The sequence below is a fragment of the Synergistes jonesii genome (assembly GCF_000712295.1).
Lineage (GTDB): Bacteria > Synergistota > Synergistia > Synergistales > Synergistaceae > Synergistes > Synergistes jonesii.
Genome location: NZ_JMKI01000037.1, coordinates 49,786 through 72,264, shown reverse-complemented (window position 1 = coordinate 72,264; position 22,479 = coordinate 49,786). Strand labels below are relative to the sequence as shown.

General features: G+C 57.4%; 21 protein-coding genes. 17 read left to right on the top strand and 4 right to left on the bottom strand.

The features are described from left to right. Positions 1-42: 42 nt before the first annotated feature. The 3 genes from EH55_RS09345 to EH55_RS09330 all read left to right on the top strand — a co-directional run bounded on the left by EH55_RS09345 (position 43) and on the right by EH55_RS09330 (position 4,106). Complete coding sequence (locus tag EH55_RS09345; protein ID WP_037977093.1) at positions 43-1,254, top strand: MFS transporter; 1,212 nt, start codon at positions 43-45, stop codon at positions 1,252-1,254. 415 nt (positions 1,255-1,669) lie between these two features. Beyond that, positions 1,670-3,220 carry an S-layer homology domain-containing protein gene (locus EH55_RS09335; RefSeq protein ID WP_037977090.1) on the top strand — a complete coding sequence of 517 codons (1,551 nt, stop codon included), beginning with the start codon at positions 1,670-1,672 and terminating at the stop codon, positions 3,218-3,220. Positions 3,221-3,335: 115 nt separating this feature from the next. Then, positions 3,336-4,106: a hypothetical protein gene (locus tag EH55_RS09330; RefSeq protein WP_051682800.1), complete on the top strand. Its 771-nt coding sequence runs from the start codon at positions 3,336-3,338 to the stop codon at positions 4,104-4,106. A gap of 91 nt (positions 4,107-4,197) precedes the next feature. On the opposite strand, the gene EH55_RS09325 is transcribed toward EH55_RS09330, so the two are convergent. Further along, on the bottom strand, positions 4,198-5,088 hold the full coding sequence (locus tag EH55_RS09325) for a LysR family transcriptional regulator (RefSeq protein ID WP_037977088.1): 891 nt from the start codon (positions 5,086-5,088) through the stop codon (positions 4,198-4,200). A 510-nt stretch (positions 5,089-5,598) separates the two neighbouring features. Between EH55_RS09325 and EH55_RS14455 the strand changes: the two genes are divergently transcribed. After that, positions 5,599-5,772 (top strand): hypothetical protein, encoded by a 174-nt coding sequence (locus tag EH55_RS14455; RefSeq protein ID WP_160170742.1) that lies wholly within the window; start codon positions 5,599-5,601, stop codon positions 5,770-5,772. Between the two features lie 116 nt (positions 5,773-5,888). Next, the gene (locus EH55_RS09320) at positions 5,889-7,058 is read left to right on the top strand and encodes a CD0519/CD1768 family membrane protein (RefSeq protein ID WP_141730538.1); all 1,170 of its coding nucleotides are present in this window, start codon (positions 5,889-5,891) and stop codon (positions 7,056-7,058) included. Between the two features lie 275 nt (positions 7,059-7,333). On the opposite strand, the gene EH55_RS09315 is transcribed toward EH55_RS09320, so the two are convergent. Further along, positions 7,334-8,002: a CoA-transferase gene (locus tag EH55_RS09315; RefSeq protein WP_037977087.1), complete on the bottom strand. Its 669-nt coding sequence runs from the start codon at positions 8,000-8,002 to the stop codon at positions 7,334-7,336. After that, complete coding sequence (locus tag EH55_RS09310; protein WP_037977086.1) at positions 7,986-8,693, bottom strand: CoA transferase subunit A; 708 nt, start codon at positions 8,691-8,693, stop codon at positions 7,986-7,988. The genes EH55_RS09315 and EH55_RS09310 overlap by 17 nt, the downstream gene beginning before the upstream one ends. Before the next feature lie 167 nt (positions 8,694-8,860). Between EH55_RS09310 and EH55_RS09305 the strand changes: the two genes are divergently transcribed. The 6 genes from EH55_RS09305 to EH55_RS09280 all read left to right on the top strand — a co-directional run bounded on the left by EH55_RS09305 (position 8,861) and on the right by EH55_RS09280 (position 16,914). Further along, the gene (locus tag EH55_RS09305) at positions 8,861-10,009 is read left to right on the top strand and encodes a CdaR family transcriptional regulator (RefSeq protein ID WP_037977085.1); all 1,149 of its coding nucleotides are present in this window, start codon (positions 8,861-8,863) and stop codon (positions 10,007-10,009) included. A 130-nt stretch (positions 10,010-10,139) separates the two neighbouring features. Next, a complete protein-coding gene (locus EH55_RS09300) occupies positions 10,140-11,489 on the top strand; it encodes a GntP family permease (RefSeq protein WP_037977084.1) in 1,350 nt (449 codons plus the stop codon). 44 nt (positions 11,490-11,533) lie between these two features. Beyond that, entirely contained in the window at positions 11,534-12,697 is a 1,164-nt protein-coding gene (locus tag EH55_RS09295) for a glycerate kinase family protein (RefSeq protein WP_037977082.1), read from the top strand. A gap of 496 nt (positions 12,698-13,193) precedes the next feature. Further along, the gene (locus EH55_RS09290; RefSeq protein WP_037977081.1) at positions 13,194-14,801 is read left to right on the top strand and encodes a M20/M25/M40 family metallo-hydrolase; all 1,608 of its coding nucleotides are present in this window, start codon (positions 13,194-13,196) and stop codon (positions 14,799-14,801) included. Positions 14,802-14,878: 77 nt separating this feature from the next. Next, a complete protein-coding gene (locus EH55_RS09285; protein WP_037977079.1) occupies positions 14,879-15,349 on the top strand; it encodes a GNAT family N-acetyltransferase in 471 nt (156 codons plus the stop codon). Next, positions 15,349-16,914: a DEAD/DEAH box helicase gene (locus EH55_RS09280; protein WP_037977077.1), complete on the top strand. Its 1,566-nt coding sequence runs from the start codon at positions 15,349-15,351 to the stop codon at positions 16,912-16,914. Before EH55_RS09285 ends, EH55_RS09280 begins: the two co-directional genes overlap by 1 nt. A gap of 65 nt (positions 16,915-16,979) precedes the next feature. On the opposite strand, the gene EH55_RS09275 is transcribed toward EH55_RS09280, so the two are convergent. Next, positions 16,980-17,312, bottom strand: a complete 333-nt coding sequence (locus tag EH55_RS09275; protein WP_037977075.1) for a DHCW motif cupin fold protein — start codon at positions 17,310-17,312, stop codon at positions 16,980-16,982. A gap of 393 nt (positions 17,313-17,705) precedes the next feature. On the opposite strand from EH55_RS09275, the gene EH55_RS09270 reads away from it, so the two are divergent. From EH55_RS09270 to EH55_RS09245, 6 genes are all read left to right on the top strand, one after another. Next, positions 17,706-18,026, top strand: coding sequence for a (2Fe-2S)-binding protein (locus tag EH55_RS09270; protein ID WP_037976514.1), 321 nt, complete (start codon positions 17,706-17,708; stop codon positions 18,024-18,026). A 17-nt stretch (positions 18,027-18,043) separates the two neighbouring features. Then, entirely contained in the window at positions 18,044-19,144 is a 1,101-nt protein-coding gene (locus EH55_RS09265; RefSeq protein ID WP_037976515.1) for an NAD(P)/FAD-dependent oxidoreductase, read from the top strand. Between the two features lie 2 nt (positions 19,145-19,146). Then, complete coding sequence (locus EH55_RS09260) at positions 19,147-19,653, top strand: 4Fe-4S dicluster domain-containing protein (protein WP_037977072.1); 507 nt, start codon at positions 19,147-19,149, stop codon at positions 19,651-19,653. 15 nt (positions 19,654-19,668) lie between these two features. Beyond that, positions 19,669-19,935, top strand: coding sequence for a (2Fe-2S)-binding protein (locus tag EH55_RS09255; protein WP_037977070.1), 267 nt, complete (start codon positions 19,669-19,671; stop codon positions 19,933-19,935). 13 nt (positions 19,936-19,948) lie between these two features. Beyond that, positions 19,949-21,097 (top strand): NAD(P)/FAD-dependent oxidoreductase, encoded by a 1,149-nt coding sequence (locus tag EH55_RS09250; RefSeq protein ID WP_037977066.1) that lies wholly within the window; start codon positions 19,949-19,951, stop codon positions 21,095-21,097. A 393-nt stretch (positions 21,098-21,490) separates the two neighbouring features. After that, the gene (locus EH55_RS09245) at positions 21,491-22,474 is read left to right on the top strand and encodes an HAD family hydrolase (protein WP_037977064.1); all 984 of its coding nucleotides are present in this window, start codon (positions 21,491-21,493) and stop codon (positions 22,472-22,474) included. Positions 22,475-22,479 lie beyond the last annotated feature (5 nt).

Genomic DNA, 22,479 nt, shown 5'->3' with positions numbered 1-22,479 from the left:
AATAGCGAAAAGATTTGCTGTACAGAGATGCGGGGGATTTTTATGGAAGAGTATGCCGCGGCGCGCAGGGGGCGGGCGCCGGAAAAACAAAACAAACGCGCCCTCTACGGAGTCATCTTTCTCCACGGATTCAACGATATGCACTCCACGGCGCTGCCGACGATCATCCCGATGCTCGCGCAGTCGATTTCTCTCACGATGAGCCAGGCCGGCATACTGAGCGCCCTCTTCGGCACGATGAATATATTGCTGCAGCCGATTGCCGGCTATATCGCTGACGGGCTGAAGCGGCCGTGGCTCGCCGCGTTCGGCCCGCTGCTCTCCATTACCGGCGCGTCGCTGCTTTCTCTCTCGCCGAGCTTCGGCGCGGCGCTCCTCTGCATCGGCCTCATGAGCACCGGCACCTCGCTCTTCCATCCGCAGGGGACCGGCGGCTGCGGCGCGGCCGCGGACAAAAAGAGGCTCGCCTTCTTCCTGTCGCTCTTCCAGGCTTCCGGCACCGTCGGAAGCGCGATAGGGCCGCTGTACGTCGTATTCATGATCTCGATGTTCGGCAGGAGGGGCTTTCCTCTTATAATGATCCCGGCCGCGCTGCTGGTATGCTTTTTCCTGCTGCGCAATATGGGGGAGATACCCACGGGCGGCGCGGAGGAGAAGGAGGGGAAAGGCGCGGGCTCCTTCGCGCATTACCTGCGCTTCCTGCTCTCCAGGGTGGGCTGGATAGTGGCGATAACGAGCGTCCGCGACGCCGTCTTCCAGGCGATAAAGGTCTTCACGCCGACGCTCTTCGTGCAGCGCGGCAGCTCCATCGCGATGGGCGGCGCCGTCCTCTTCGCGGTCACGCTCACCGCGGCGCTGGCGGGGATCGCCGGCGGGAGGCTCGCCGACGGCGTCGGCGAAAAAAAGGTAGTCTTCGGCGCTATAGCGATAGCGCCGATATTTCTGATATTCGGTGTGCGCGATTACGGAATGCTCTCCACGGCATCGCTGATGGCGGGCTATGCCTTCCTGCAGGCGAGCACGCCGGTCACGCTCGCGATGGCGCAGAGGCGCTGCCCCGAGTCGCGCAGCCTCGCAAGCTCCCTTACCAACGGCGTATCGTGGGGGCTGGCGAATCTCTTTGTGACGCCGGTAGGCGTTTTGGCGGACCATATAGGATTGCAGGCTACGCTCGAGCTCGTCGCCTTCCTGCCGTGGAGCGTGACCTTATGGTACGGCGCTAAGACGCTGGCGGCGCGGAATAGAGCCGCTTAGCAGCGCGCGGAGGCGCAGCCGGAGCGCGCCGAAAGCGGCGAGGCCGCGCAAACGCCGTGCAGTACGGAATTTTCCTGAAATATGAGTCTGTAGACCTATATCTTTATGAAAATATTTTTGTATAATTTCAGAAAGGCGGGTTGGATTTAAATCCGCGAAAGGATTTGCAGCTTGACAATTTAGACCCCAACAAAGCTTGGAATTCCGCGGCGACCCTTGACGGCAGGAAAGAGAGGTGCAACCAACCCCCAGCCAATAAAGGAGAGCGGACTTTTAAGGCGGAGGCGAAGCGTAAGGCGGGCGGATCGGCGAAGCAAGGAAACCTTGGAGACTTGTACGCAAGGCCGCACCCCCCTGACGCGGAGATTCCGCGCAATACAAAATCTAAAACACAACCAAGGGGGTTGTACAACTAATGAAGAAATTTATGGCAGTACTCGCAATGGTAGCCGTCGTCGCTTTCGCGGCCCCGGCTCTCGCGGCAACGAACCCGTTCATGGACGTACCCCAGGGACACTGGGCCTACGACGCGGTAGGACTTCTGGCGTCGCGTGGAATAGTCTCCGGCTATCCGGATGGCTCCTACAAGGGCGCTCAGCCCGCTACCCGTTATGAGATGGCGTCGATCGTGGCGCGCGCTCTCGTATCGGTAGACGCCGACAAGGCCAGCAAGCAGGATCTCGAGCTCCTCAAGAAGCTCGTCATGGAATTCAAAGACGAACTCGACGCCCTCGGCGTCAAGGTCGACCAGATCGACAAGAGAGTAGCGGTCCTCGAAGACGGCGTAGGCGGATGGAAGATCCGCGGCAACTTCCGCTTCGACGCGAAGTTCGCGACGGACACCGACGACGGTCAGTACTACTACAACGAAAGCGGTCTGAAGAACGACTTTGAAAAAGAGCGCTTCCGCCTCTTCCTCACGAAGACGATAGACGAGAACACCTACTTCTACGCCCAGTACCGTACCGGCGCCGACGCCTCCGGGGCCCCCGCTGCTCGCGGCGGACGCGGAGACCTGCAGAATATGCGCTGGTCTCACCTCTTCGTGAACACGAAGCTCCCGTACGACATCGAACTTCGCGTAGGACGCTTTGCGGTCGACTTTGAAGACGAGAACGGCCTCTACACGGACAACGACGCGATATTCGGCGACTTCCGCACGGACGGCTTCATGCTCTCCAAGAAGTGGAACACCTTCAAGGCGACGGCGATCGTCGGCCGCAACGACAACTTCGGCGACGACTACATCGGCGTCAGCGACGGTACAGTGGGGAGCTTCATGAGCTACATCCTCGACCTCAACTGGCAGCCCAACGAGAAGTTCACGCTCGGCGGCACCGGCTACTGGTTCGACGACGACTCGACAGGGCTTGACGTCGACCTTTCGGTCAAGACGTACGGCGTCTATGCCGGCTACAAGTTCACGCCGGCCGTCGAGCTGAAGGGCATTTACTACTGGCAGGACCTCGGCGAGGCCGTCCCGACGTACACGGGCGCTTTGGCCGGAGTTACAGAGGACAGCCCGAGGGCTTGGAAAGCCATCCTCGACATCAAGCAGGACCTCCTGAAGTTCACCTCGCTGTGGATCGAATATTCGCAGCAGGACAACACCTTCCTCGGCCTTACCAACCGCTACTCGATCGGCGGCGGCGCGTACGACTATGTAGGCAGGAATATGAACTGGACGGATCCTTTCGGGACCTCCAAGTGGTGGTTCGTGAAGGCCGAGCAGAAGTGGAACGACAAGTGGAGCTCCTTCGTCCGCTTCGCGAATGTAGACTACGACACCTTCGGACTTGACGACGCCACGGAGTGGGGCCTCGGCATCGGCTATCAGTACACGCCGGCCATCTACTTCGAGCTCGCCTACGACCAGGTCGACCACGGCAACGAAGATCTGATTGGATTTGGCGGCGCTGTCGGAAAGGACCACGTCGTCCGCTTCCGCACGAACGTCAGCTTCTAATCTGGCTAGTTGACAGAGACAGAGACCCGCAAGGGTCTCTGTTTTTTTTTGCTTTATTTCTTTTCGATTCTGTTCTATACTTATCCGCAGCAACTACATCGACGGAGGTATTCGCTTGAGAAATTACAGATTTAAATTGGCGGCGCTCCTGCTGGCCGCGGTGGCGGCTTTGATATCGCTGGCGCCGGCGCTTCCGGCGTCGGCCGACGCCTTCGACCAGGCGCTTCTGCGCTGGACGAAGTCGCGCAAGATCGTCGACGAAGACGGAGCCAACCTCGAAGTCAAGGCCACCTACTACTCGGCGGAGTTCATAGAGGCCCTCGTGCAGAAGGAGTCGAAGGACAACCTCTGGACGCAGAGCGAGGCCGACGACTATAAGTACAAATTCCTGTCGAGCTTGAAGCTCGACGAGCTCATCCCCATACATATAGAGTTCGTCAACAACGGCCCGACGATGTACCTGGGCCCCTTCGACATAATGGTCAAGCTGAGGATAAAGGGCAAGACCTACAAGCCGGCCGACTACGACAAACGCTTCAACTTCAAGTTCCAGGGGAATAAAGAGGGACTCGTCTTCTTCCCGCGCTTCGACGAGAAGAGCGGCAGGGATCTGCTTAAGGGCGTGAACAGCGTGAACCTTGAATTCTCGCCCGCTATCAGCCCGCTGCTGGAGGGCAAGTCGATAAGCTTCATCTGGGACGTGGCGGACGACGACCCGCAGAAGCTCTACCAGGGCGCCGCGGCGAACAAGCTTGAGACCGACCGCCTCATCAAACGCCTTGAGAAGCTGCGCAAAGACAAAGCCGAAGAGGAGTCGAAGCTTTCGTCGATCAACGAAGAGTTGGATACGATTCAAAAGAGGCTCGACGAACTCGCTAAGCAGTAAGCGGAAAAGCGCGAACAAAAGCCCGCTGGCGGCCTTCGGCCGCCAGCGGGCTTTTGTTCGCGTTGCGCGGATCGCCGGCGGGTTTCCGCGGTTAATCCTCTGTCATCGCACCGTCCGGCGCGACCGTCTTTCTTACGTACCGGCAGAAGCGCCTGCAAGCCGGCGAAAGCTCGTCGAAGGACGTCACGCAGATGCCGAGTTTCCTGCTGACCTCGGGCGAAAGAGGAAGCACGGAGACGTTTTCATGGTAGCTGCGCACGACGAGCTCCGGCAGGATGCTGACGCCGAGACCGCTCTCTATCATTGACACGACGGCATGCTCGTTGTTCGACGTGAATTTTATATTCGGCGTGAGCGAGTATTCGGCGAGTATCTTGTAAATGTCGTCGTCGTAGCCGCGCTTGACGAGTATGAACTCCGAACCGTTGAACGCTTCGAGCGGGAAGTGCGCTTTCTTTGCAAGAGGATGTTCGTGCGGCAGGACGGCAAAAAATGAGTCTACCTTCAGCACTTGGGCCTCAAAACCGAAATTCGGCTGAATGCTCATCAGTGCAAGGTCTATCTCGCCGTTCGACAGCTTGTCGCGCATATCCTCGCTTCCTCCTTCGATGATATCTATGCTGATATGCGGGTAATCCGCCTGGAAATCTCTTAGAATACGCGGCAGCCAATGGATTGCGACGCTGCTGAATACGCCGACGCGCAGGTTTCCGCATACCAGGCCGTTTATATCCGCTGCTATCTGCACAAGGTTTTCGTTCCAGCGGGCGATTTCGCGCAGCACCGGGATTATCCTTTCCCCTTCGGGAGTCAGAGAGACGCCGCTTCTGCTTCTGTTGAGCACGCGGAAGCCGAGCTCTTCCTCGACCACCTTGATCATATGGCTGACCCCCGACTGTGTATAGCCGAAAAATTCTCCCGCCTTAGTCAGATTTCTACATTCGGCGGCTTTTATAATCACCTCATATTTTCTTATATCCAAAAAATATCGCCCCCTGCGAGATATTCATTGTGCTGTTTGGTATAATATAACAGCTATTATGAAATTTGAGTGCGCTGTGATATGGTGAATTTTTGTAAAAAACACCTTTTTGCCGCCGATAATTGCTGCGGCAGACGCCGGCGCAGCGACACCGGCCGAACTGCGGGAACAGATCGAGGCATATTGCCTTTAGCTTCTTGCGTGCGCGAAGGTCAGCATTTGGGAGTTGGGGGGGCTGACGTGCGCTGCGGCGTTATCGGCGGCGTCCTGTCGGTTGTTTTGATAGTGCGGTCATGCTGTTTTACCTGCGCAGACGGGCGCGGTCCTTTACGGGCCGTGCCCGTTTTTTCTGCCGAGGAGCCCTCGGGGGCGCCGTGCAGCGCGCGATACATGATAAAACGTTATGTTCGACATTTTGTTTTGTCGTTTTACTTCTTTTGTCAAGCTTGATAACATTAACGGCATAAAAGATCGGTGAAAAACAACAATAAAAATAAGGGGGCGAGTACGATGCGCGGAGAAATGTTTCTGGTAGCGATGATGCTTGTTGTATCGATCTGTTCTTTCGTTTTCGCGGCCGCTGTGACCGCCGAAAGAATCTGGGGGATCGCCAGAGGAAAAAAGAAGGCGTTTAAGGGCAGAGGAAGCAGAGGACAGTATGGCTTCTCCAGCGCAAAAATATGACTATCCGTGAAAAGCAGTTCTTTCCCTTCAGAAAGGGGCTGTTGCGCTAAGCAGATTACGGGCTTAACGGCAGCCCTTTTTCGTAGGCAATTGTGAGGATAAGTGAGTTGAGGAAGATGGAAGAAAAGACAAAGGTTGTAAAAGCCGTGGGGCCGGAAGGTCTTATATGGTTTGTACTCATCATTAGTTTCTTTGCCATGTTCGGCATGAAGATGGGCGTAGCGAATATGTTTGGTACGATGATGGCGACGGCGCACGACCTCGTCATCAATACTTGTTTTTTAATCTCTGCGGTATGCATTTTGGCCGGCGCGGTGAGCGCTATTTTCTCAGAGTTTGGCGTTCTGGCGCTTGCCAACATGATTCTGTCCCCCTTGATGAAACCGCTGTACAATTTGCCCGGCGTCTCCGTCATCGGCGTCATGGCGACGTATCTTTCTGATAACCCGGCAATTCTTTCTCTCGCGGCAGACAGAGGGTTTTGCCGCTATTTCAAGCGCTATCAGTATGTCTCTTTGACAAACCTCGGCACGTCTTTCGGAATGGGGCTCATCGTCGGTACCTTCATGGTGGCGCAGGGTTCCATCACAGGCGAGAGTTACTTGGGCGCGGTGTTGACGGGTACGCTCGGCGCGGTAATCGGAAGCATCGTCAGCGTCCGCATTATGCAGTTTTTCAGCAAGAGGGAATATGGTACAGACGAAGGTGCAAAAGCCGAGGGTTACGAGTCTAAAGAAGAATTCGACGTGCTTAATTTTCGTGAAATCCGCGTGGGAAATGGGCTGCAGCGTTTTATGGAGGCCCTTTTAGACGGGGCTAAGACCGGCTTCAACCTGTCTCTGCTTGTGATTCCCGGAGTTGCGACGATCTGTACCGTGGTCATGATGCTGACGAACGGTCCCGGCGCGGAAGGGGTTTATACCGGCGCAGCCTATGAGGGCATCGCCGTGCTTCCCGTTCTTGGAAGGTATCTGAATATCATACTGGACCCGCTTCTCGGATTTCAGGATCCATCCGCCATCGCGTTCCCGTTGACGTCGCTCGGCGCGGTTGGTGCGGCTATAGGTATAGTTCCTCAACTGCTCAGGGAGGGCAGGATCGGGGCGAACGAAATTGCCGTTTTTACGGCGATGGGAATGTGTTGGAGCGGATATCTCAGCACGCACGTCGCGATGATGGAGGCGATAAATTCTCGCAAGATGACCATGAAAGCCATATTGAGCCACACCATCGGCGGCTTTTTGGCCGGTGTATGCGCGCATTTCTTCTATGTTATTTTATTGTAGCCGGGCGAGCGTCTGCACCTCAAATAGCGCAGCTGCCGGCGCGCAGATCTATTAAGACGCATAACCGGCGAAGGCGCGCGCGGTAAACGCACCGGGCTACCAACTCGACAGGAAGTTATTTGTAGTGCCAATGAAAGACGATCCCTTGTGAAAAACGCTGATAAAGGTATATAAATTGATGAATGACGAGACAGCCGTGCTTGCACTGAAAGCCTTCGCGGCGCGCGGCGTTTTCGTTCGCTTTAGCGATGCCTGCGTTAGATTCCCTCTGGCGGCTAAAATTTTTCCTTTGTCAGCTGAGAGCTGACGTATATCTTCATTTCAGTCCTGTCGAGCAGCTCCCGGAGTGGCGCGTCCTCCGCGAGCGCCGTCATCACCATGCGTCCGTAGCTGTTGCGCAGCACGCAGTATTCCGTGACGACGACGTCGACGACGCAGCGCCCGGTCAAAGGCAGCGTGCATTTTTGCACCAGCTTGCTTTTGCCCCTCTTGTCGAAGTGGCGTGTCGCGACGTAGACCATCTTCGAGCCAGTCGCTATGTCCATCGCGCCGCCCATCCCAGGCACGCGCACTTGCGGTATCATCCAGCTGGCGAGGCTGCCCTCGGCGTCGACCTCGAGGGCGCCTAAGACTGTCGCGTCGACGTGCCCGCCGCGCATTATCGCGAAGCTGAGCTCGGAGGAGACGAGCGCGCCTCCCGGCAGGATGGTTATCGGCGCGCCGCCCGCGTCGATCGTGCGCAGGTCGCGCTTCTCCTCGGTGGCCCCGGCGTTTATCGCGCCGTTTTCCGTCTGCAGTATCAAATGGACGCCCTCCGGCAGGTACTTGGGCACTGACTGCGGTATCCCTATCCCCAGGTTCACCAGCTCGCCGTCTTTGAGCTCCGACGCGATTTTTCTCGCGATGCGTACCTTAGCTTCATCTTCGCTAAGTTCTGGAAGCATATTCGTTTTTCCCCTTTATCACTAAGGCGTCTATGAATATTCCCGGCGTCACTACGCTGTTCGGGTCGATCTCGCCGATCGGCACTACCTCGTCTACCTCCGCTATGACTTTTTTCGCCGCGGTCGCCATCGTCGGGTTGAAGTTCCTGTTAGTGCCGTAGTAGATGAGGTTTCCCGCTGCGTCCGCTTTGTAGGCGCGTATGAACGCCGCCTCCGCGGTGAGCGCGCGCTCGATTATATAGCGTTTCCCGTCGAGCTCCAGCGTCTCGCGCCCCTTCTCGTAGACGGTGTCGACTCCGGTCGGGGTCAGCACGCCGCCGAGCCCGGCGCCGCCGGCGCGGATCCTTTCGACGAAGGTCCCCATCGGTATCAGCTCGACCTTCAGCTCGCCGCTCGTGTAAAGCTCCTGCGTCTTTTTGTTCAGCCCGATGTGCGACGCTATGAGCGAGCGCAGGCGCCCCTCGGTTACGAGTCTGGCGACGCCGACGGGGCCCTTGACCTTCGTGTCGTAGTAGCTCGTATCGACGCAGATCAGATCTATGTCGCGCGCGCCGCTTTCGCAGAGCGCGTCGATAAGCGTGTAAGGCGCCCCGCCGAAGTTGAAACCTCCGATCATCAGAGAAGAGCCGTCCGCTACGAACTTCGCCGCCTCGCGCGCGGCGACGACGGGCTTTATAAAGGGTTTCGCCATTCTTTAAAGCTCCCTTTCAAATTACTGCGTCCAGTTTTACAGCGTATACGGATAATGTCAAGAAAAATTTTTATTTTGTTGTTTTTCCATAACTGCGCCGATATGCTTTTTAGTCCGCAGCGTGCGCGGAGAGGTTATAATCGTTGTTGACGGCGGAGGTGAGGCTTATGCAATTTCCCAAGCGGAGCGCCATGAATATCGTCCAGGAGATCGAGGGCGTTATCGGCGAGAAGATAAATATGATGGATTCGGAGGGCGTTATCATCGCGAGTACCGACCCGGCGCGGATGAACACCTTCCATGCCGGCGCCAAGAAGCTGATCGACGAGCGGCTCGACGAGCTCGTCGTACACTATGACGGAGAGTTCGACGGCGCAAAGCAGGGCATAAACCTGCCCGTCACATTTAATGATAAGATCGTGGGCGTGATCGGCGTCACCGGTCCTTATGAGAAGCTGCGCAAGTATGGGCAGATCATCAGGAAGATGACCGAGATCCTCATCCTCGATATCGCGCTTTCGGAGCAGATGTGGATCGAAAGCCGCGCGCGCAGCCGCTTTCTTAACGAATGGGTCCACGCGTCGCCGGCCGAGTTCGCGACTCTGGCCGAGGGCGCGAGAAGCCTGCATATAGATATCACCGTGCCGCGACGGGTGCTGCTTATTTCGGCCGTGCCGCTCATGAACGACGACGCCACGAGGACGCAGGTCACTATCGAAGAGGCGGAGCGGCGCGTATCGGAGCTGTGCGCCGCCGGCAAGGATATCATAGTTTATAAGCTTGACAGCCGTATAGCGCTGCTTCTTCCGGCGCAGCCCGACGAAGGGATGCTTGCTTTCGCCTCGCGGCTCAAACGCGAGGTCGAGGCGCGCTGCCAGGTTTCGCTGGCGATAGGGATCGACGCCGAATACAGGGGCTATCAATACATAGCGGCCGCTTTCGAGCGCGCGGAGAGGGCGCTGTGCACCTGTCTGCGCTCCCCGTCGAAGCAGCCGCGCCTTTACGACAGTCTCAACATGGAGATTTTTCTCGGCGAGATTCCCGACGCCGTCAAGGCCGAATATATCAGAAGGATATTCCGCAACTGTTCGCCGGAGGAGATAGCCGCCTACATATCGATGCTCGAGCTCTATTATGAGTGCGAGGGCTCCGTCGCCGAAGCGTCGAAGCGGCTCTTCATCCATAAGAACACGCTGCAGTACCGGCTGCGGCGGCTGGCCGAGACTACGGGCTACGACCCGCGTTCGATAAAGTTCAGCTCGCTCTACTACAACGCGATTCATTTTTATCGCGATATTTCGTCGAATATTATTTAAGTTGTATGTTATGAAAGACAATGATTTACGATAATTATTGTCTTCTGTAATATTGTTATGTCTCCTTCAACATGCTATCTTGATATTGCAAAACGCTTTGACGTAGAAAAAATGTAGGAGGCGAAACGAAATGACAGGTATTCTTCTCATCGTTGTATTTGTGCTGTCCATCGTGGCGATGATCGTGGCGATCTCAAAGTATAAGATTCATCCGTTCCTTTCGATCATGGCGGTATCGCTCATTTTCGGCATGATCGCGGGGATCCCTGTAGCGGATCTGCCCGGTATCATAGGCGACGGTTTCTCGGGGACGTTTAAGAGCATCGGCATCGTCATTATTTTCGGCGCGCTCGTCGGCATGCTGCTCGAAAAGACCGGAGCCGCGATCAAAATGGCGGATATCGTTGTCAGGGTCGTCGGCAAAAGGCATCCCGAAATCGCGATAATGCTCATGGGCTGGATAGTCTCGATACCGGTCTTCTGCGACAGCGGCTTCGTGATCCTCAATCCGATCAGAAAGGGGCTCGCCAAGCGCACCGGCGCCTCAAGCGTCGCGATGACGGTGGCTCTTTCGATGGGGCTTTACATTTCCCACTGTTTTGTCCCGCCGACTCCGGGACCGATAGCCGCGGCCAATTCTTTGGGCATCGGGGACCATCTGCTGCTCGTTATCCTGCTCGGCGCGCTGCTTTCGATTCCGCCGCTTGTGGCCGGTTGTCTCTTCGCCATCTATATCGGCGGAAAGGTAAAGGCGCGCGACGACGACGAAGACGCTTCGCTTGTGAAGAGCTATGAACAGCTGATCGCCGAATACGGCAGGCTGCCGGGCGGCTGCGCGTCCTTCGCCCCCATCGTCGTGCCGATCGTTCTGATGGCGCTGGCCTCGGGCCTGGCTATGGCGAAGATACGCATTCCCATCATCGCCTTTTTGGGGACGCCTATGATCGCGCTGGCCGTCGGTACGGCGCTCGGCGTCGTCTTGCTGGCCTCGGCGCACAAGATGGATGAATTTTACGGAATCACCAACGACACGCTGATGGTCGTCGGGCCGATCCTTTTCATTACGGCCGCGGGGGGAGTGCTCGGCAAGGTCATCAGCGTGTCTGGGATGGTGCAGTATATCACGGACAATTCCAACGTTCTGTCCACGATAGGCATTTTCTTCCCGTTTGTGCTTGCGGCGATACTCAAGACGGCGCAGGGCTCGTCCACAGTCGCGATCACCACCACGGCGGGGATGCTCGCTCCGGTGCTGCCGGCGCTCGGGCTTGATTCGCCGCTGCTGGGCGCGCTCTGCGTCATCGCTATCGGCGCCGGCGCGATGACGGTCTCTCACGCGAACGATTCCTACTTCTGGGTGGTCACCAATTTCGGCGAGATGGAGCCGCAGCAGGGGTACAGGACGCAGACGCTGGGCACACTTGTGATCGGCGTCGCCTCGATGGTAGGGGTCTATGCCGCCTATCTGCTTCTTGCATAGGGGCGGCGGGCAGATTTGCTTCTTTCTCGAAGGGGGCGGGCGCCATGAAAAGCTTTATCCTGATACCTGATTCGTTCAAGGGTACCATGAGCTCGACGGAAATATGCGGGATCATGGCCGAGGCCATAAAGGCGCATATTCCCGACGCCTGTGTGCGCGGCATTCCCGTGGCGGACGGCGGGGAAGGGACGGTGGAAGCTTTCCTGGCCGCCGTCGGCGGAGAGCGGCGCGAGTGTTCGGTCACCGGTCCCCGCTTTGAGAAGGTAAGCTCGTTTTACGGCGTGCTCTCCGACGGAAGGACCGCGGTCGTGGAGATGTCTGCCGCGGCGGGGCTGCCGCTCATGGAGGGGAGGCTCGACGTTCTCGGCGGCACTACCTTCGGCGTCGGCGAGCTGATCCTGGAAGCGGTCAGAGGCGGCGCAAAGCAGGTGATAATCGGCCTCGGCGGCAGCGCTACGAACGACGGAGGCTGCGGCGCGGCTGCGGCGCTCGGCGTCGTATTTCGCGACGGCGAGGGACGTTCCTTTATCCCCACCGGCGGCACGCTCTCTTCGGTTGCTTCGGTGCAGAGCTGCGGCCTCGCGCGTGAGCTGAAAGACGTCAGGATCACGGCGATGTGCGACATCGACAATCCGCTTTACGGCGAAAGGGGCGCGGCTTACGTCTTCGCCCCGCAGAAGGGAGCTTCGCGTGAAACGGTCCCGCTTCTCGACGCAGGCTTGAGGCATCTCCATGATACCGTGAAGCGCTGCCTCGGCGCGGACCGCGCGCAGGACAGGGGCGCGGGCGCAGCCGGCGGCATGGGCTACGGGCTGGCGGCGCTTTTGGGCGCGGAGCTGAAGATGGGCATCGACGTCGTGCTTGACGCAGTGGGCTTCGACGAGCTTCTTAGAGGGGCGGACTGCGTCTTTACCGGGGAAGGCAAAATAGATTCGCAGAGCCTCGGCGGAAAGGTCGTTATCGGCGTTTCGCGCCGCGCGAAGAAGTTCGGCGTCCCGGTGATCGCCGTCGTCGGCGACGTCGGCGACGATATCGGCGGCGCTTACGACGAAGGGGTCTCCGCCGTCTTCCCGATCAACCGTGTGGCCGTCCCCTACAGCGAGGCGCGCCTGCGCGCGAGGGGCGACCTGCGGCTGACGGTCGAGGACGTCGTAAGGCTGATAAAGGCGGTGGAGGAGCGGCGGAGCGACATACGCAGCCTCTCTTGAAAAGCCATTGAATGACGGCGCGAAGCTATTCTTTAGAAGTTTTTTGAAAAACGGCAAAGCGATAACCGGACCCGCCCGCAGGGTCCGGTTTGCCGTGCCGCCTCCGCTTTCGGCGGGAAATTTTTTATATTTTTACTACATCAACTATACAAGAGCAACGAAAAGGCGTATCCGAAACTCATGACAGTATATTCTAAAGGGCTTGGAGAACGCGCTGTAAAATACATACTTGACGGACGCTCCTTGTATAATTGACGAAGTAGATCACATGGATTTGTCCGCGGCTGACGCCGCTCACGAAAAAAAAGGCGAAGGGCGTTGCTATTGAGCAAATCCGCGTGACGAAAACATAAAAAACAAACGAGGCGCTCATTTTTCGTCCTACGTTATCGCATACAAGTCGAATGACTATATTCGCAGCGCGCTGTCGTTTGCCCGATATGAAGTTTTTGCGCGCCGTTGTGTTATCATGTAGCAAGTGAAAGGCGGTCGTTATATGGACAGAAATTATCTTTTGCCGTTGATAAAAGAGCTCGTCGCGGCCCCGAGCGTCACGGAGAGCGCGGAGGAGAGCCTCCCTGGCGAGATCATCTATTCAAGGCTCAGCGGGCTTTCGTATTTCAAAGAGCGTCCGCATCATCTGATGCTTGTAGATACGCCTCTCGAAGGTTCGCCGCACAAGCTCAAGTCTCTCATAGCGCGCGTAGACGCCGCAGAAAAAACGCCGCGCACCGTGCTGATGATAGGGCATTACGACGTAGTCGACGTAAAATGCTACGGCGAAATCGCCGAGCACGCCTTCGACACGGAAAAGCTGGCGGAGATTTTCCGCGCGGACGCCGATACGCTTTACGGTCGCGGCACGATGGACATGAAGTGCGGCGACGCGATCGAGACGGCGCTTATCGAAGAGTTCGCGAAAGACCGTTCGATCTTCGACGTCAACCTCGTCATGGCGCTCGTCGGCGACGAAGAGAACTCGTCCGCTGGGATGCGCGGCGTGCTGCCGGTGCTTTTCGAGATGGAGCGCGAAGGGCTCGACTTCCTGGCCGCGCTGAACACAGAGCCGGGAGAGGCCGGACAGTCCGGCGTCACCGGCCCGATGGTATTCCTCGGCACGCTCGGCAAGCTGATGCCGGGCTTTTACGTGCGCGGACGCGACGCGCACGTCGGAAACTGCTACGACGGCTTTTCGGCGTTGCTCGCGGCCTCGCGCGCAGTGGCGGCCGCCGAGGGCGATCCCTGCCTCGCCGACCCTGCGCGCGGCGTCTGCCAGCCGTCGTGGATATGCCTCGACATGGGCGCTCTGCGCGACGTCTACAGCGTCACCGTGCCAGACAAGGCTTACGCCTATTTCAACTGCTTCACGACGAACAACGGGCCGGCGCAGATTATGGAGCAGATGAAGGGCGTCGCGCTGCGCGCGCTTGAGGAGAGCTCCGGGCAGTTGGAGGCCTCTTATAAATCACTTCTTTCCAAGGGCTATAACGGCTCGGCCTTTTCCGCGCCGGAGCCGGCCGTCTACACGCTCGGCGAGTTGACGGAGCTCGCCGCGGCACGCGCCGGAGAAGCCTTTGACGCGGAGCTGCGCGACTTCGCGGCGTCGCTCCCGCCGGGCGATATGAGAGCGCGCGGGATAAAGGTCGTCGACTTCATAGCCGACCGCAGCGGCGCGGAGCCTCCTTACGCCGCCGTCTTCTTCCTTCCGCCGTGGCTCCCAGTCCGCACGGATTTCACCGGCTCGCCGCGCGATGCCGCCGTGGTGGGCGCCGCGCGCGAAATAGAGGCGGAGTGCGCCGAAAAATACGGCCTCAAGATGACGGAGGTCGAATTCTTCTCCGGCCTCTGCGACCTGAGCTACGTCGGCGGAAAGGTCTCGGAGGGCGACATAGCGGCTCTTGCCGAAAACATGCCCGGCTGGGGGGAGATTTACAGCCTGCCGCTGAAAGAGATGCAGGCCCTCGGCCTTCCGGTGATAAACCTCGGCCCGAGCGGCGCCGCTCCGCACAGAAAAGAGGAGCGGCTCTACCTTTCTTATTCTCTCGACGTTCTGCCGGAGCTTTTGAAAAAGCTGATCGCAAAAATTTCGCAAAAAGCGCGCTGATTGGCTGTTGATGCGCTGTGGTTGTGGTACAATACACGCCGTATTGAATCTTTTGACGAGGAGAGATATACCCGCAAATGTACGATGACGACGTTCGAATACGTCCCGCAAAGCCCGAAGACGCCGAAGAACTGGCGGATATAGCCTGGCGGTCGAAATCATACTGGGATTATCCGCCGGAGATGATGGAACTCTTCCGCGGCCAGCTCACGATAAAACAGGATTTTATCGAAAGAAACCCGACATATCTGATCGAACACGAGGAGACCGAGAAAATAGCCGGCTTTTACGCGCTGCAGAAAAAAGACGGCAGATGGTGGATAGAACACCTCTGGGTCGTGCCCGACGAAATAGGCACGGGGCTCGGAAGCAAGCTCTTCCTGCACGCATGCGAGATCACGGAAACGATGGGCGCGGAAGAATTATATATAACTTCGGATCCGAACGCCGAAGAGTTTTACGTCCACATGGGCGCTGAAAAGTTGGGCGAGCGAGAGTCGCCTAAGGTGCCCGAACGCAGACTCCCCATCCTCAGGATAAAATTATAATGCTCTACAAATGGCAGGAAAAAGCGCTCGACGCGATCGGCTCGGATAACGCGATAGTATCGGCTCCGACCGGCAGCGGCAAAACATGGGTAGCCTATATATGGGCCGGCCTCATGGACAGGGACGGCGCGCCTCAGATGCCGCCGGGGCGCGTGATATTCACCGCGCCGATCAAAGCGCTCTCCAACGAGCGCTACCTCGAATTGAAATCTATGGGCTTCGACGTCGGCCTGGAGACCGGCGATTTCAAGAAAAACGCCGGAGCCCTCGTCCTCTGCTGTACTCAGGAGATATACACGCTGAAATACGCGCATATCCCGGGACAGCGCGTGATAATCGACGAATTCCACTTCATATTCAACGACCCTGAACGCGCACGCGCGTACGTCGACGGCCTCCGCCGTACCTCGGAGGAGAGCCGTATACTCGTGATGTCCGCGACCTTCGGCAATCCCGAAAAGGTGCGCTCTTATCTTGAGGAGATGGCGCTGCGCGGCTTCACCCTCTTCGAGACGGAAAAGCGCGTGACGAGGCTCGTCTACAAACAGCGCGGCCTGCGCTTCTCACAGATACGCGACGCCCTCGTCTTCGCCTTTTCAAAAAAAGGCGTCGAATGGCTCGCCGCCCAAATCGCGAGGACGCGCCGCATGATCCCGCGCGCCAAGCGCGTGCGGCTCGCCGAGATGGCGCAGATACTCGAAGTCGGAAAGGTCCCCGACACCATGCTGCGCGGCGTGGGGATGTACTTCGGTTCGATGCTGCCGAAGGAAAAGCTGCTCGTGGAGATGGCCTTCCGCGAGAGGATAATCGACGTAGTTGCCGGCACCGACGCGCTTTCGCTCGGCGTCAACCTGCCCGCCGAAACAGTGGTATTCGGCCAGATGGCTAAGTTCATCGACGGCCCCCTCACGAAGAACGAATTCATGCAGATGGCGGGGCGCGCCGGGCGCAAGGGCTACTTCGACACGGGCTACGTCTCGTATATACCGCGCAGCAAATGCGAAAATTTCGACTACGACACCGCGATACTTTACCTTGAAACGCTTGAAAAGCCGCGCGAAGAGGCGAAGATAAAACTTCTGCCGGCTATAGGGAAGCTTCTGAGAAAAGAAGTCGCCGTCGAAACGGAAGCCTGCACGATAGCGGAATGCTCGATGCCGCGCAGGAGCGTCCGCGCCGTCACGAAAGAAGTCGCCGGCGCTCTGAACGATATAACGCAGTCGCTGCTTCAGATAAAAAATCAGCAGGAGCGCAGGCGCGTCAGAAAGATTCTCGGCGACATATGGAGCGACGAAATGGAAATGAGCGCGAATATAGCGATAGCGCGCCTCTTCGCGGAATACGGGGAGCCGGAGGCGCTGAAATGCGCCGAACTGCTCAAAAAGACCGAAAGAAATTATCTGCAGGCGCTGCTTAAGGTGAAGCGCTTCGCGAACCGGCTGCCCGACGACTACCGCTTCTCAAACATGGAGGAGATCGACGCGGCCGTCGACAAAATCGACGCCTCGGTCTTCGGCTTCGAAGATAAAATACAAAAGATAAAGCTTACCGAAGAAAACCCGTAGGCGTAAAGGAGATAAAAAAACCGCCGTGCGGCGCGTGAAACGCACGGCGCGGCGGCGGAAAATCTTTAGTCGACGATGAAGAGCTTCGCGCCGTTCGGAGAGAACGAGCGGTGCCTCTTCTTTTCGTCGTCCTCGGCCACGTACCCCATGCCGGCGCGCAACTCCTCCTTGCCGCCGTCCTCCAGCTCGGAGATCACGGAGCCCTCCAGGACGAAAAGCACATGCCCGCGGGGGCACCAGTGGTTCGCGAGATATCCGGCGCTGTATTCCACCACTCTCGCGCGTACGTTGCCCCTCTCGAACGTGCGCCATATCGCTTCGCCGCTTTCTCCCTCGTGCCGCTCTTCTTTTATCTTATTCCAGTCCACGCACTGATAAGGAACGCCTTCGATCTTCATTGCATCAGCCTCCGCGAGAAATTTTATCATGTCGACATTATAGCAAAACGCAGAAAAATAGTTTGCAATACAATTCATATATTTTCGATATTTATGAAAACGATATTTTGTGAATAAAATGGAAAATATAATAAGCAATATGTGGCTAAAACGGTTGTATAAAAATGCTATAAAGCAACAAAGCTGAAAAAATAAAAAACCGTTGAATCTTATGCTATAAGCGATACAAATCAAATTTATTTTTGTTATTTATATATCGATATATTCGATAATATATAACAAAAATCGTCATTTTTCAAATAATATACGTGGTTGTATTATAGTAGCGTTCAGTTACTTGGTTTAATTTATTAAAGGGATTATATTTACCAAATCCAAGGAGGGAGAGAGAGAATGAAACTGATCGAGAGCCATCCGATCCTGGAGTACAGCCACGGTCGGGAAGTTGCATTCACCTTCGACGGGAAAGAGCTCAAGGGATATGAGGGGGAGCCCATAGCGATGGCGCTGCACGCCAACGGCGTCCAGGTCTACCGCGTCACGCCGGAGATGAAGAGGACGCGCGGTTTCTTCTGCGCCATAGGCAAATGCAGCTCCTGCTTCATGGTGGTGGACGGAGTCCCCAACGTACGCACCTGCGTAACGCCGCTTTCCGCGGGCATGAAGGTGGAGACGCAGAAGGACAAGGGACGCGTTCCCCTGGAAGTCTGCTAAGGAGGTAGAGAGAGAAGATGAAGAAGGTATATGAGACAGACCTTCTGGTCATAGGCGGCGGAGCCGCAGGCCTTTGCGCGGCGGCGGAAGCCGGGGGAGCCGGCGCCAAGGTGACCGTTATAGAAAGCGACCTGCACGCCGGAGGGCAGTTAGTCAAACAGACCCACAAATTCTTCGGTTCGAAAGACGAATACGCGGGGACGCGCGGCTACAAGATAGCGGACATCCTCCTTGAGGAGATAGCTGGGCTGGGAGACAGAGTGCAAATAAGCTGCAACTCCACAGTCACCGGCTACTACCCGGAAGACGGGGTATACACCGTGATGCAGGGAGAAGAAGAGTACTACCGCATCAAGGCGAAAAAAGCGGTGATAGCGACCGGGGCGCAGGAAAGAATGATCCCCTTCACGAACAACGACCTTCCCGGCGTATACGGAGCGGGAGCGGTACAGACCCTGATGAACGTATACGGCGTAGTGCCGGGCAAAAGAGTCGTCATGGTGGGAGCGGGCAACATAGGGCTCATAGTCAGCTACCAGCTTAAGCAGGCGGGAGTGGAAGTAGCGGCGGTAGTCGAAGCCATGCCTAAAATAGGCGGCTACTGGGTACACGCGGCGAAAATCAGAAGGCTGGGCATCCCCGTACTCCTAAGACACACCGTAGTGGAGGCCATAGGAGACAAAATACTCGAAGGCGCCGTGATCCAGGAACTGGACGACAAATTCCAGCTCATAGGCGAGCCGGAGAAAATAGAGTGCGACATCATCTGCATGGCGGTAGGACTCACGCCCACCACGGAACTCTTCTGGCAGGCCGGCTGCAAAATGCAATACGTTCCGCAGCTCTGCGGCTACGTCCCCTACAGAGACAAAAACATGCGCACCAGCAACCCCGACATCTGGGTGGCGGGAGACGCCTCTGGCATAGAAGAAGCCTCCGCAGCGATGGTAGAAGGCCGGGTTGCGGGGCACTCGGCGGCCAAAGCGCTGGGACTTCCGGTAGACGACGGTAAATTCGACGAATACTGGACGAGACTCCACCACCTGCGCGCCGGCGAAGTAGGAGAAAAAATCACAGCCGGCATAAACCAAGTACTCGTACAGGGATGGGAGGCGTAACAATGAGCTGCGACAAAGACAAACTCTTCAACAGCGGAGTGCTGGTAGAACACGTGGAAGGAGCGCTGCTGCCGCCGCAAGAGAAATGGGAAGCCAAAAAAGGCGGTTACGTGGTGATAGAATGCCCCAAGCGCATCCCCTGCAACCCCTGCCACACCAGCTGCCCCGCCGGGGCCGTGCTGCCCTTCGAAGACATAAACGACACGCCGAAAATAGACTACGACAAATGCACCGGCTGCGGCATCTGCGTATCGCGCTGCCCGGGTCTTGCGTGCTTCGTGATAGACCTTACGGTGGGAAAAGGGCAGGCTCTCATCAAACTGCCGTACGAAATGCTGCCGCTGCCGTCAAAAGGACAGAAAGTCAAATGCCTGAACAGAGTCGGCGAAGAAGTGGCGGAGGGGGAAATCACATCTGTGACGGAGCCTTCGAAAGACAAGACCTACGTTCTGAGCGTGCTCATCCCCAAAGATAAAGCGGACGACATCCGCGCCGTGAAGGTCCAGTAAAGGTGGTGTGCTGAAATGGCGAAAGCAAACGTGATATGCCGCTGCGAAGAAATAGAGATAGACGAGATCCGTAAATGGATAGCCGCTGGCTGCACGGATTTCGAAGAGCTGAAACGCATCCTTCGCGTCAGCATGGGCCCCTGTCAGGGACGCGGCTGCCGCGACATCATACTGCGCGAGATAGCTAAGGCGACCGGCAAACCCGTCGCCGAACTCAGGATCAGCACGATCCGCCCGCCTGTGAAGCCGATAAAGACTATGCTTCTGGCCGAAGAAGATTAGGAGGTAGCGAGCCATGACAATCAAAACTGCTGATGTGATCATTGTTGGCGGCGGCGTGCATGGAGCGTCTACCGCCTATGAACTGGCGAAAGCCGGAGTTAAAACGGCGCTCTTCGAGCAGATGTACCTCGGCTTCGGCGGCTCAGGCCGCTGCGCCGCGGGTCTGCGCCAGCATTTCGGGACTGAGACCAACCTGCGCATGGCGAAGTACAACCTTCAGGTCCTCCCGACGCTCGAAGAAGAGCTCGACACGGGTATGAAACTGGAGTTCACGCAGTGGGGATATATGTGGGTCGCCTACGCCGATTCGGTATTGGCACAGCTGCAGAAAAACGTCGACCTGCAGAAGAGTCTCGATATTCCGTCGGAGATGCTGACACCGGCCGAGATTCACAAACGCTGGCCTTATCTCAACCTTGAGGGGATAGTAGGGGCGGCTTTCTGCGGAGAGGACGGACATATCAACCCGCAGACGATGACTCTGGCCTACGGCTATGCGGCGCGCAGGCTCGGCGCGACGATCAAGACCTATACGCCGGTAGCGAAGCTTCTTGCCGAGAACGGCAGAATCAAAGGCATAGTTACGGAGAGCGGCGAGGAGTGGCACGCGCCGAAGGTGCTCCTCTGCGCCGGGGCGTGGTCGACCCCGCTCGCAAAGACTGTAGGAGTGGATCTGCCGGTCTATCCGGAGCGCCATAACTGCCTCATCACAGAGCCCGTCGAAGTCTTTGAGTGTCCGATGGTCCTCTGCCTCGACGACGGCGCCTACTTCAAGCAGTGCCCGAACGGGACGTTCCTTCTCGGCCGCGACGACCAGGATGAGCCGCATACGGTAGAGGCCGGGAACAGTGCGAAGTTCCTCGAAGGGGTGACTACGAGCGTCCTTAAGAGGATACCGGCGCTGAAGGGCGTCCGCGTCGTCCACCAGTGGTCGGGCGCTTACGACAACACCCCCGACCACAACGCGATCATCGACTGGGCGCCGGTGGGAGGGCTCCTTCTTGACTGCGGCTGGAGCGGCCACGGATTCCAGTTCGGCCCTTCCGGCGGGCGCGTCTGCAAAGAGCTTCTCATGGGCGAGAAACCCTTCGTCGACCTGCATAGATTCCGCCTCTCAAGGTTCGCGGAAAACGATCTGTTCTTTGAACCTGCGTTCATATAAAAACATCTCCCAACTGGAAGCGCCCGCCCTCGCGGCGGGCGTTTCTTTTAAACAAAATGCCTTCCGCTACTTGTTTTTTTTCTGCGCTGGGCTATAATTTAGTCAGTCAATCGCTATACACAACACCCTGCTGGGTGCGTGTGAGATGGGTTGAGTCTTGAGCCAACAACTTTGCCCGCAAAGAGCTTTTTTCCGGCGGCGGCGGAGATACTCGCTATCGACCAAGTTAATCGGAAGGGCTCTTATATCCTGCTTAAGGATCGGGTCAAGACCTCCCATACACGGCCAGGCGGGGTCCTTTTTTATCTTCCGGAAATAAAAAATCCGTGCGGCTGGGATATAATTATATTCATACGAAGCGGCTTCCGCCGTTTTTGAGAGGATGGTTGGTCGATGGGACCGTATTGGAGTCCGTCTTCGGTAGGAGGCTTTCTGCTCGACTGGGACGGCGTGATAGCTGATACGAAGCTGGATTTTTCCGGCGTGCGCGAGAAGTACTACGGCGGACGCCGGGCCATGTTGCTCGAAGAGGCGCATACGCTGCCCCCTGAGACGAGAAAAGCGCTTTACCGCGATTTGAGGGAGCTCGAAATGTCCGGTGCGGAGAAGGCGGCGCCTGTGCCCGGCGCCTTTGAGCTGATCTCCTGGCTGACGGAGAGCGGCACGCCCTATTGCGTGCTTTCCCGCAACTGCATGGAGGTGATAGAGCGCGGCGCCGAGGTCATAGGGCTTACGCTTCCGGAATACGTCTGGGGGCGCGACAACATGGAATTCGTGAAGCCGGACCCGCGCGCGCTGCTTTCGGCCGCGGAAAAAATAGGCGCGGCTCCCCGCAGCTGCCTCTATATTGGAGATTTCCTCTACGACCTGCAGGGCGCGAGGCGCGCAGGAATGCGCGCGGTCCTCGTGCAGCGCGAAAATGCCGCGTGGGCGTGCTGGGCCGACGCAGTTTATCCGAAGATGACGGATTTCGTAAATGCCGTTAAAAATAAAGAAGAGCTCGTGCCGTGGGAGTACAGGGAAATTTTTGCCGAAAAGGGCGCGCTGTGGCTCAAGGGCGCGTTTTCCTGCGCTCTCGCTCTGCCTGAAAGGCCCCTGCCCGACGCCTGCGCGTGGCTTGCGCGCGCGGCCGCTCTCGGCGTCGGCTCATTTTACGTCGACCCGCAAAAGATATTAACGCCGGACGACTGGAAGAGGAATCCGTCGTTCGACACGGCTCTGATGGGGCTTTCATGGCGTGACGCGGCGAGCCGCTTCCTCTCGCCGCGCTTCCCGCTCGCGAGAATCTCTGTCGAGCGCGGCGGAGCTCTCAGCGCGCCGGCAGAGGCGTCGGAGCTTAAGGGCTTTATGGAAGGCAAAGTGCGCGGCGATGGGTGAGGAGA

Excerpts from the sequence above, each read along its gene's own strand:
- EH55_RS09345 (WP_037977093.1), top strand. The coding sequence starts at position 43 with ATGGAAGAGTATGCCGCGGCGCGCAGGGGGCGGGCGCCGGAAAAACAA.
- EH55_RS09335 (WP_037977090.1), top strand. The coding sequence starts at position 1,670 with ATGAAGAAATTTATGGCAGTACTCGCAATGGTAGCCGTCGTCGCTTTC.
- EH55_RS14455 (WP_160170742.1), top strand. The coding sequence starts at position 5,599 with ATGCGCGGAGAAATGTTTCTGGTAGCGATGATGCTTGTTGTATCGATC.
- EH55_RS09320 (WP_141730538.1), top strand. The coding sequence starts at position 5,889 with ATGGAAGAAAAGACAAAGGTTGTAAAAGCCGTGGGGCCGGAAGGTCTT.
- EH55_RS09315 (WP_037977087.1), bottom strand. The coding sequence starts at position 8,002 with ATGCTTCCAGAACTTAGCGAAGATGAAGCTAAGGTACGCATCGCGAGA.
- EH55_RS09310 (WP_037977086.1), bottom strand. The coding sequence starts at position 8,693 with ATGGCGAAACCCTTTATAAAGCCCGTCGTCGCCGCGCGCGAGGCGGCG.
- EH55_RS09305 (WP_037977085.1), top strand. The coding sequence starts at position 8,861 with ATGCAATTTCCCAAGCGGAGCGCCATGAATATCGTCCAGGAGATCGAG.
- EH55_RS09300 (WP_037977084.1), top strand. The coding sequence starts at position 10,140 with ATGACAGGTATTCTTCTCATCGTTGTATTTGTGCTGTCCATCGTGGCG.
- EH55_RS09295 (WP_037977082.1), top strand. The coding sequence starts at position 11,534 with ATGAAAAGCTTTATCCTGATACCTGATTCGTTCAAGGGTACCATGAGC.
- EH55_RS09290 (WP_037977081.1), top strand. The coding sequence starts at position 13,194 with ATGGACAGAAATTATCTTTTGCCGTTGATAAAAGAGCTCGTCGCGGCC.
- EH55_RS09285 (WP_037977079.1), top strand. The coding sequence starts at position 14,879 with ATGTACGATGACGACGTTCGAATACGTCCCGCAAAGCCCGAAGACGCC.
- EH55_RS09280 (WP_037977077.1), top strand. The coding sequence starts at position 15,349 with ATGCTCTACAAATGGCAGGAAAAAGCGCTCGACGCGATCGGCTCGGAT.
- EH55_RS09275 (WP_037977075.1), bottom strand. The coding sequence starts at position 17,312 with ATGAAGATCGAAGGCGTTCCTTATCAGTGCGTGGACTGGAATAAGATA.
- EH55_RS09270 (WP_037976514.1), top strand. The coding sequence starts at position 17,706 with ATGAAACTGATCGAGAGCCATCCGATCCTGGAGTACAGCCACGGTCGG.
- EH55_RS09265 (WP_037976515.1), top strand. The coding sequence starts at position 18,044 with ATGAAGAAGGTATATGAGACAGACCTTCTGGTCATAGGCGGCGGAGCC.
- EH55_RS09260 (WP_037977072.1), top strand. The coding sequence starts at position 19,147 with ATGAGCTGCGACAAAGACAAACTCTTCAACAGCGGAGTGCTGGTAGAA.
- EH55_RS09255 (WP_037977070.1), top strand. The coding sequence starts at position 19,669 with ATGGCGAAAGCAAACGTGATATGCCGCTGCGAAGAAATAGAGATAGAC.
- EH55_RS09250 (WP_037977066.1), top strand. The coding sequence starts at position 19,949 with ATGACAATCAAAACTGCTGATGTGATCATTGTTGGCGGCGGCGTGCAT.
- EH55_RS09245 (WP_037977064.1), top strand. The coding sequence starts at position 21,491 with ATGGGACCGTATTGGAGTCCGTCTTCGGTAGGAGGCTTTCTGCTCGAC.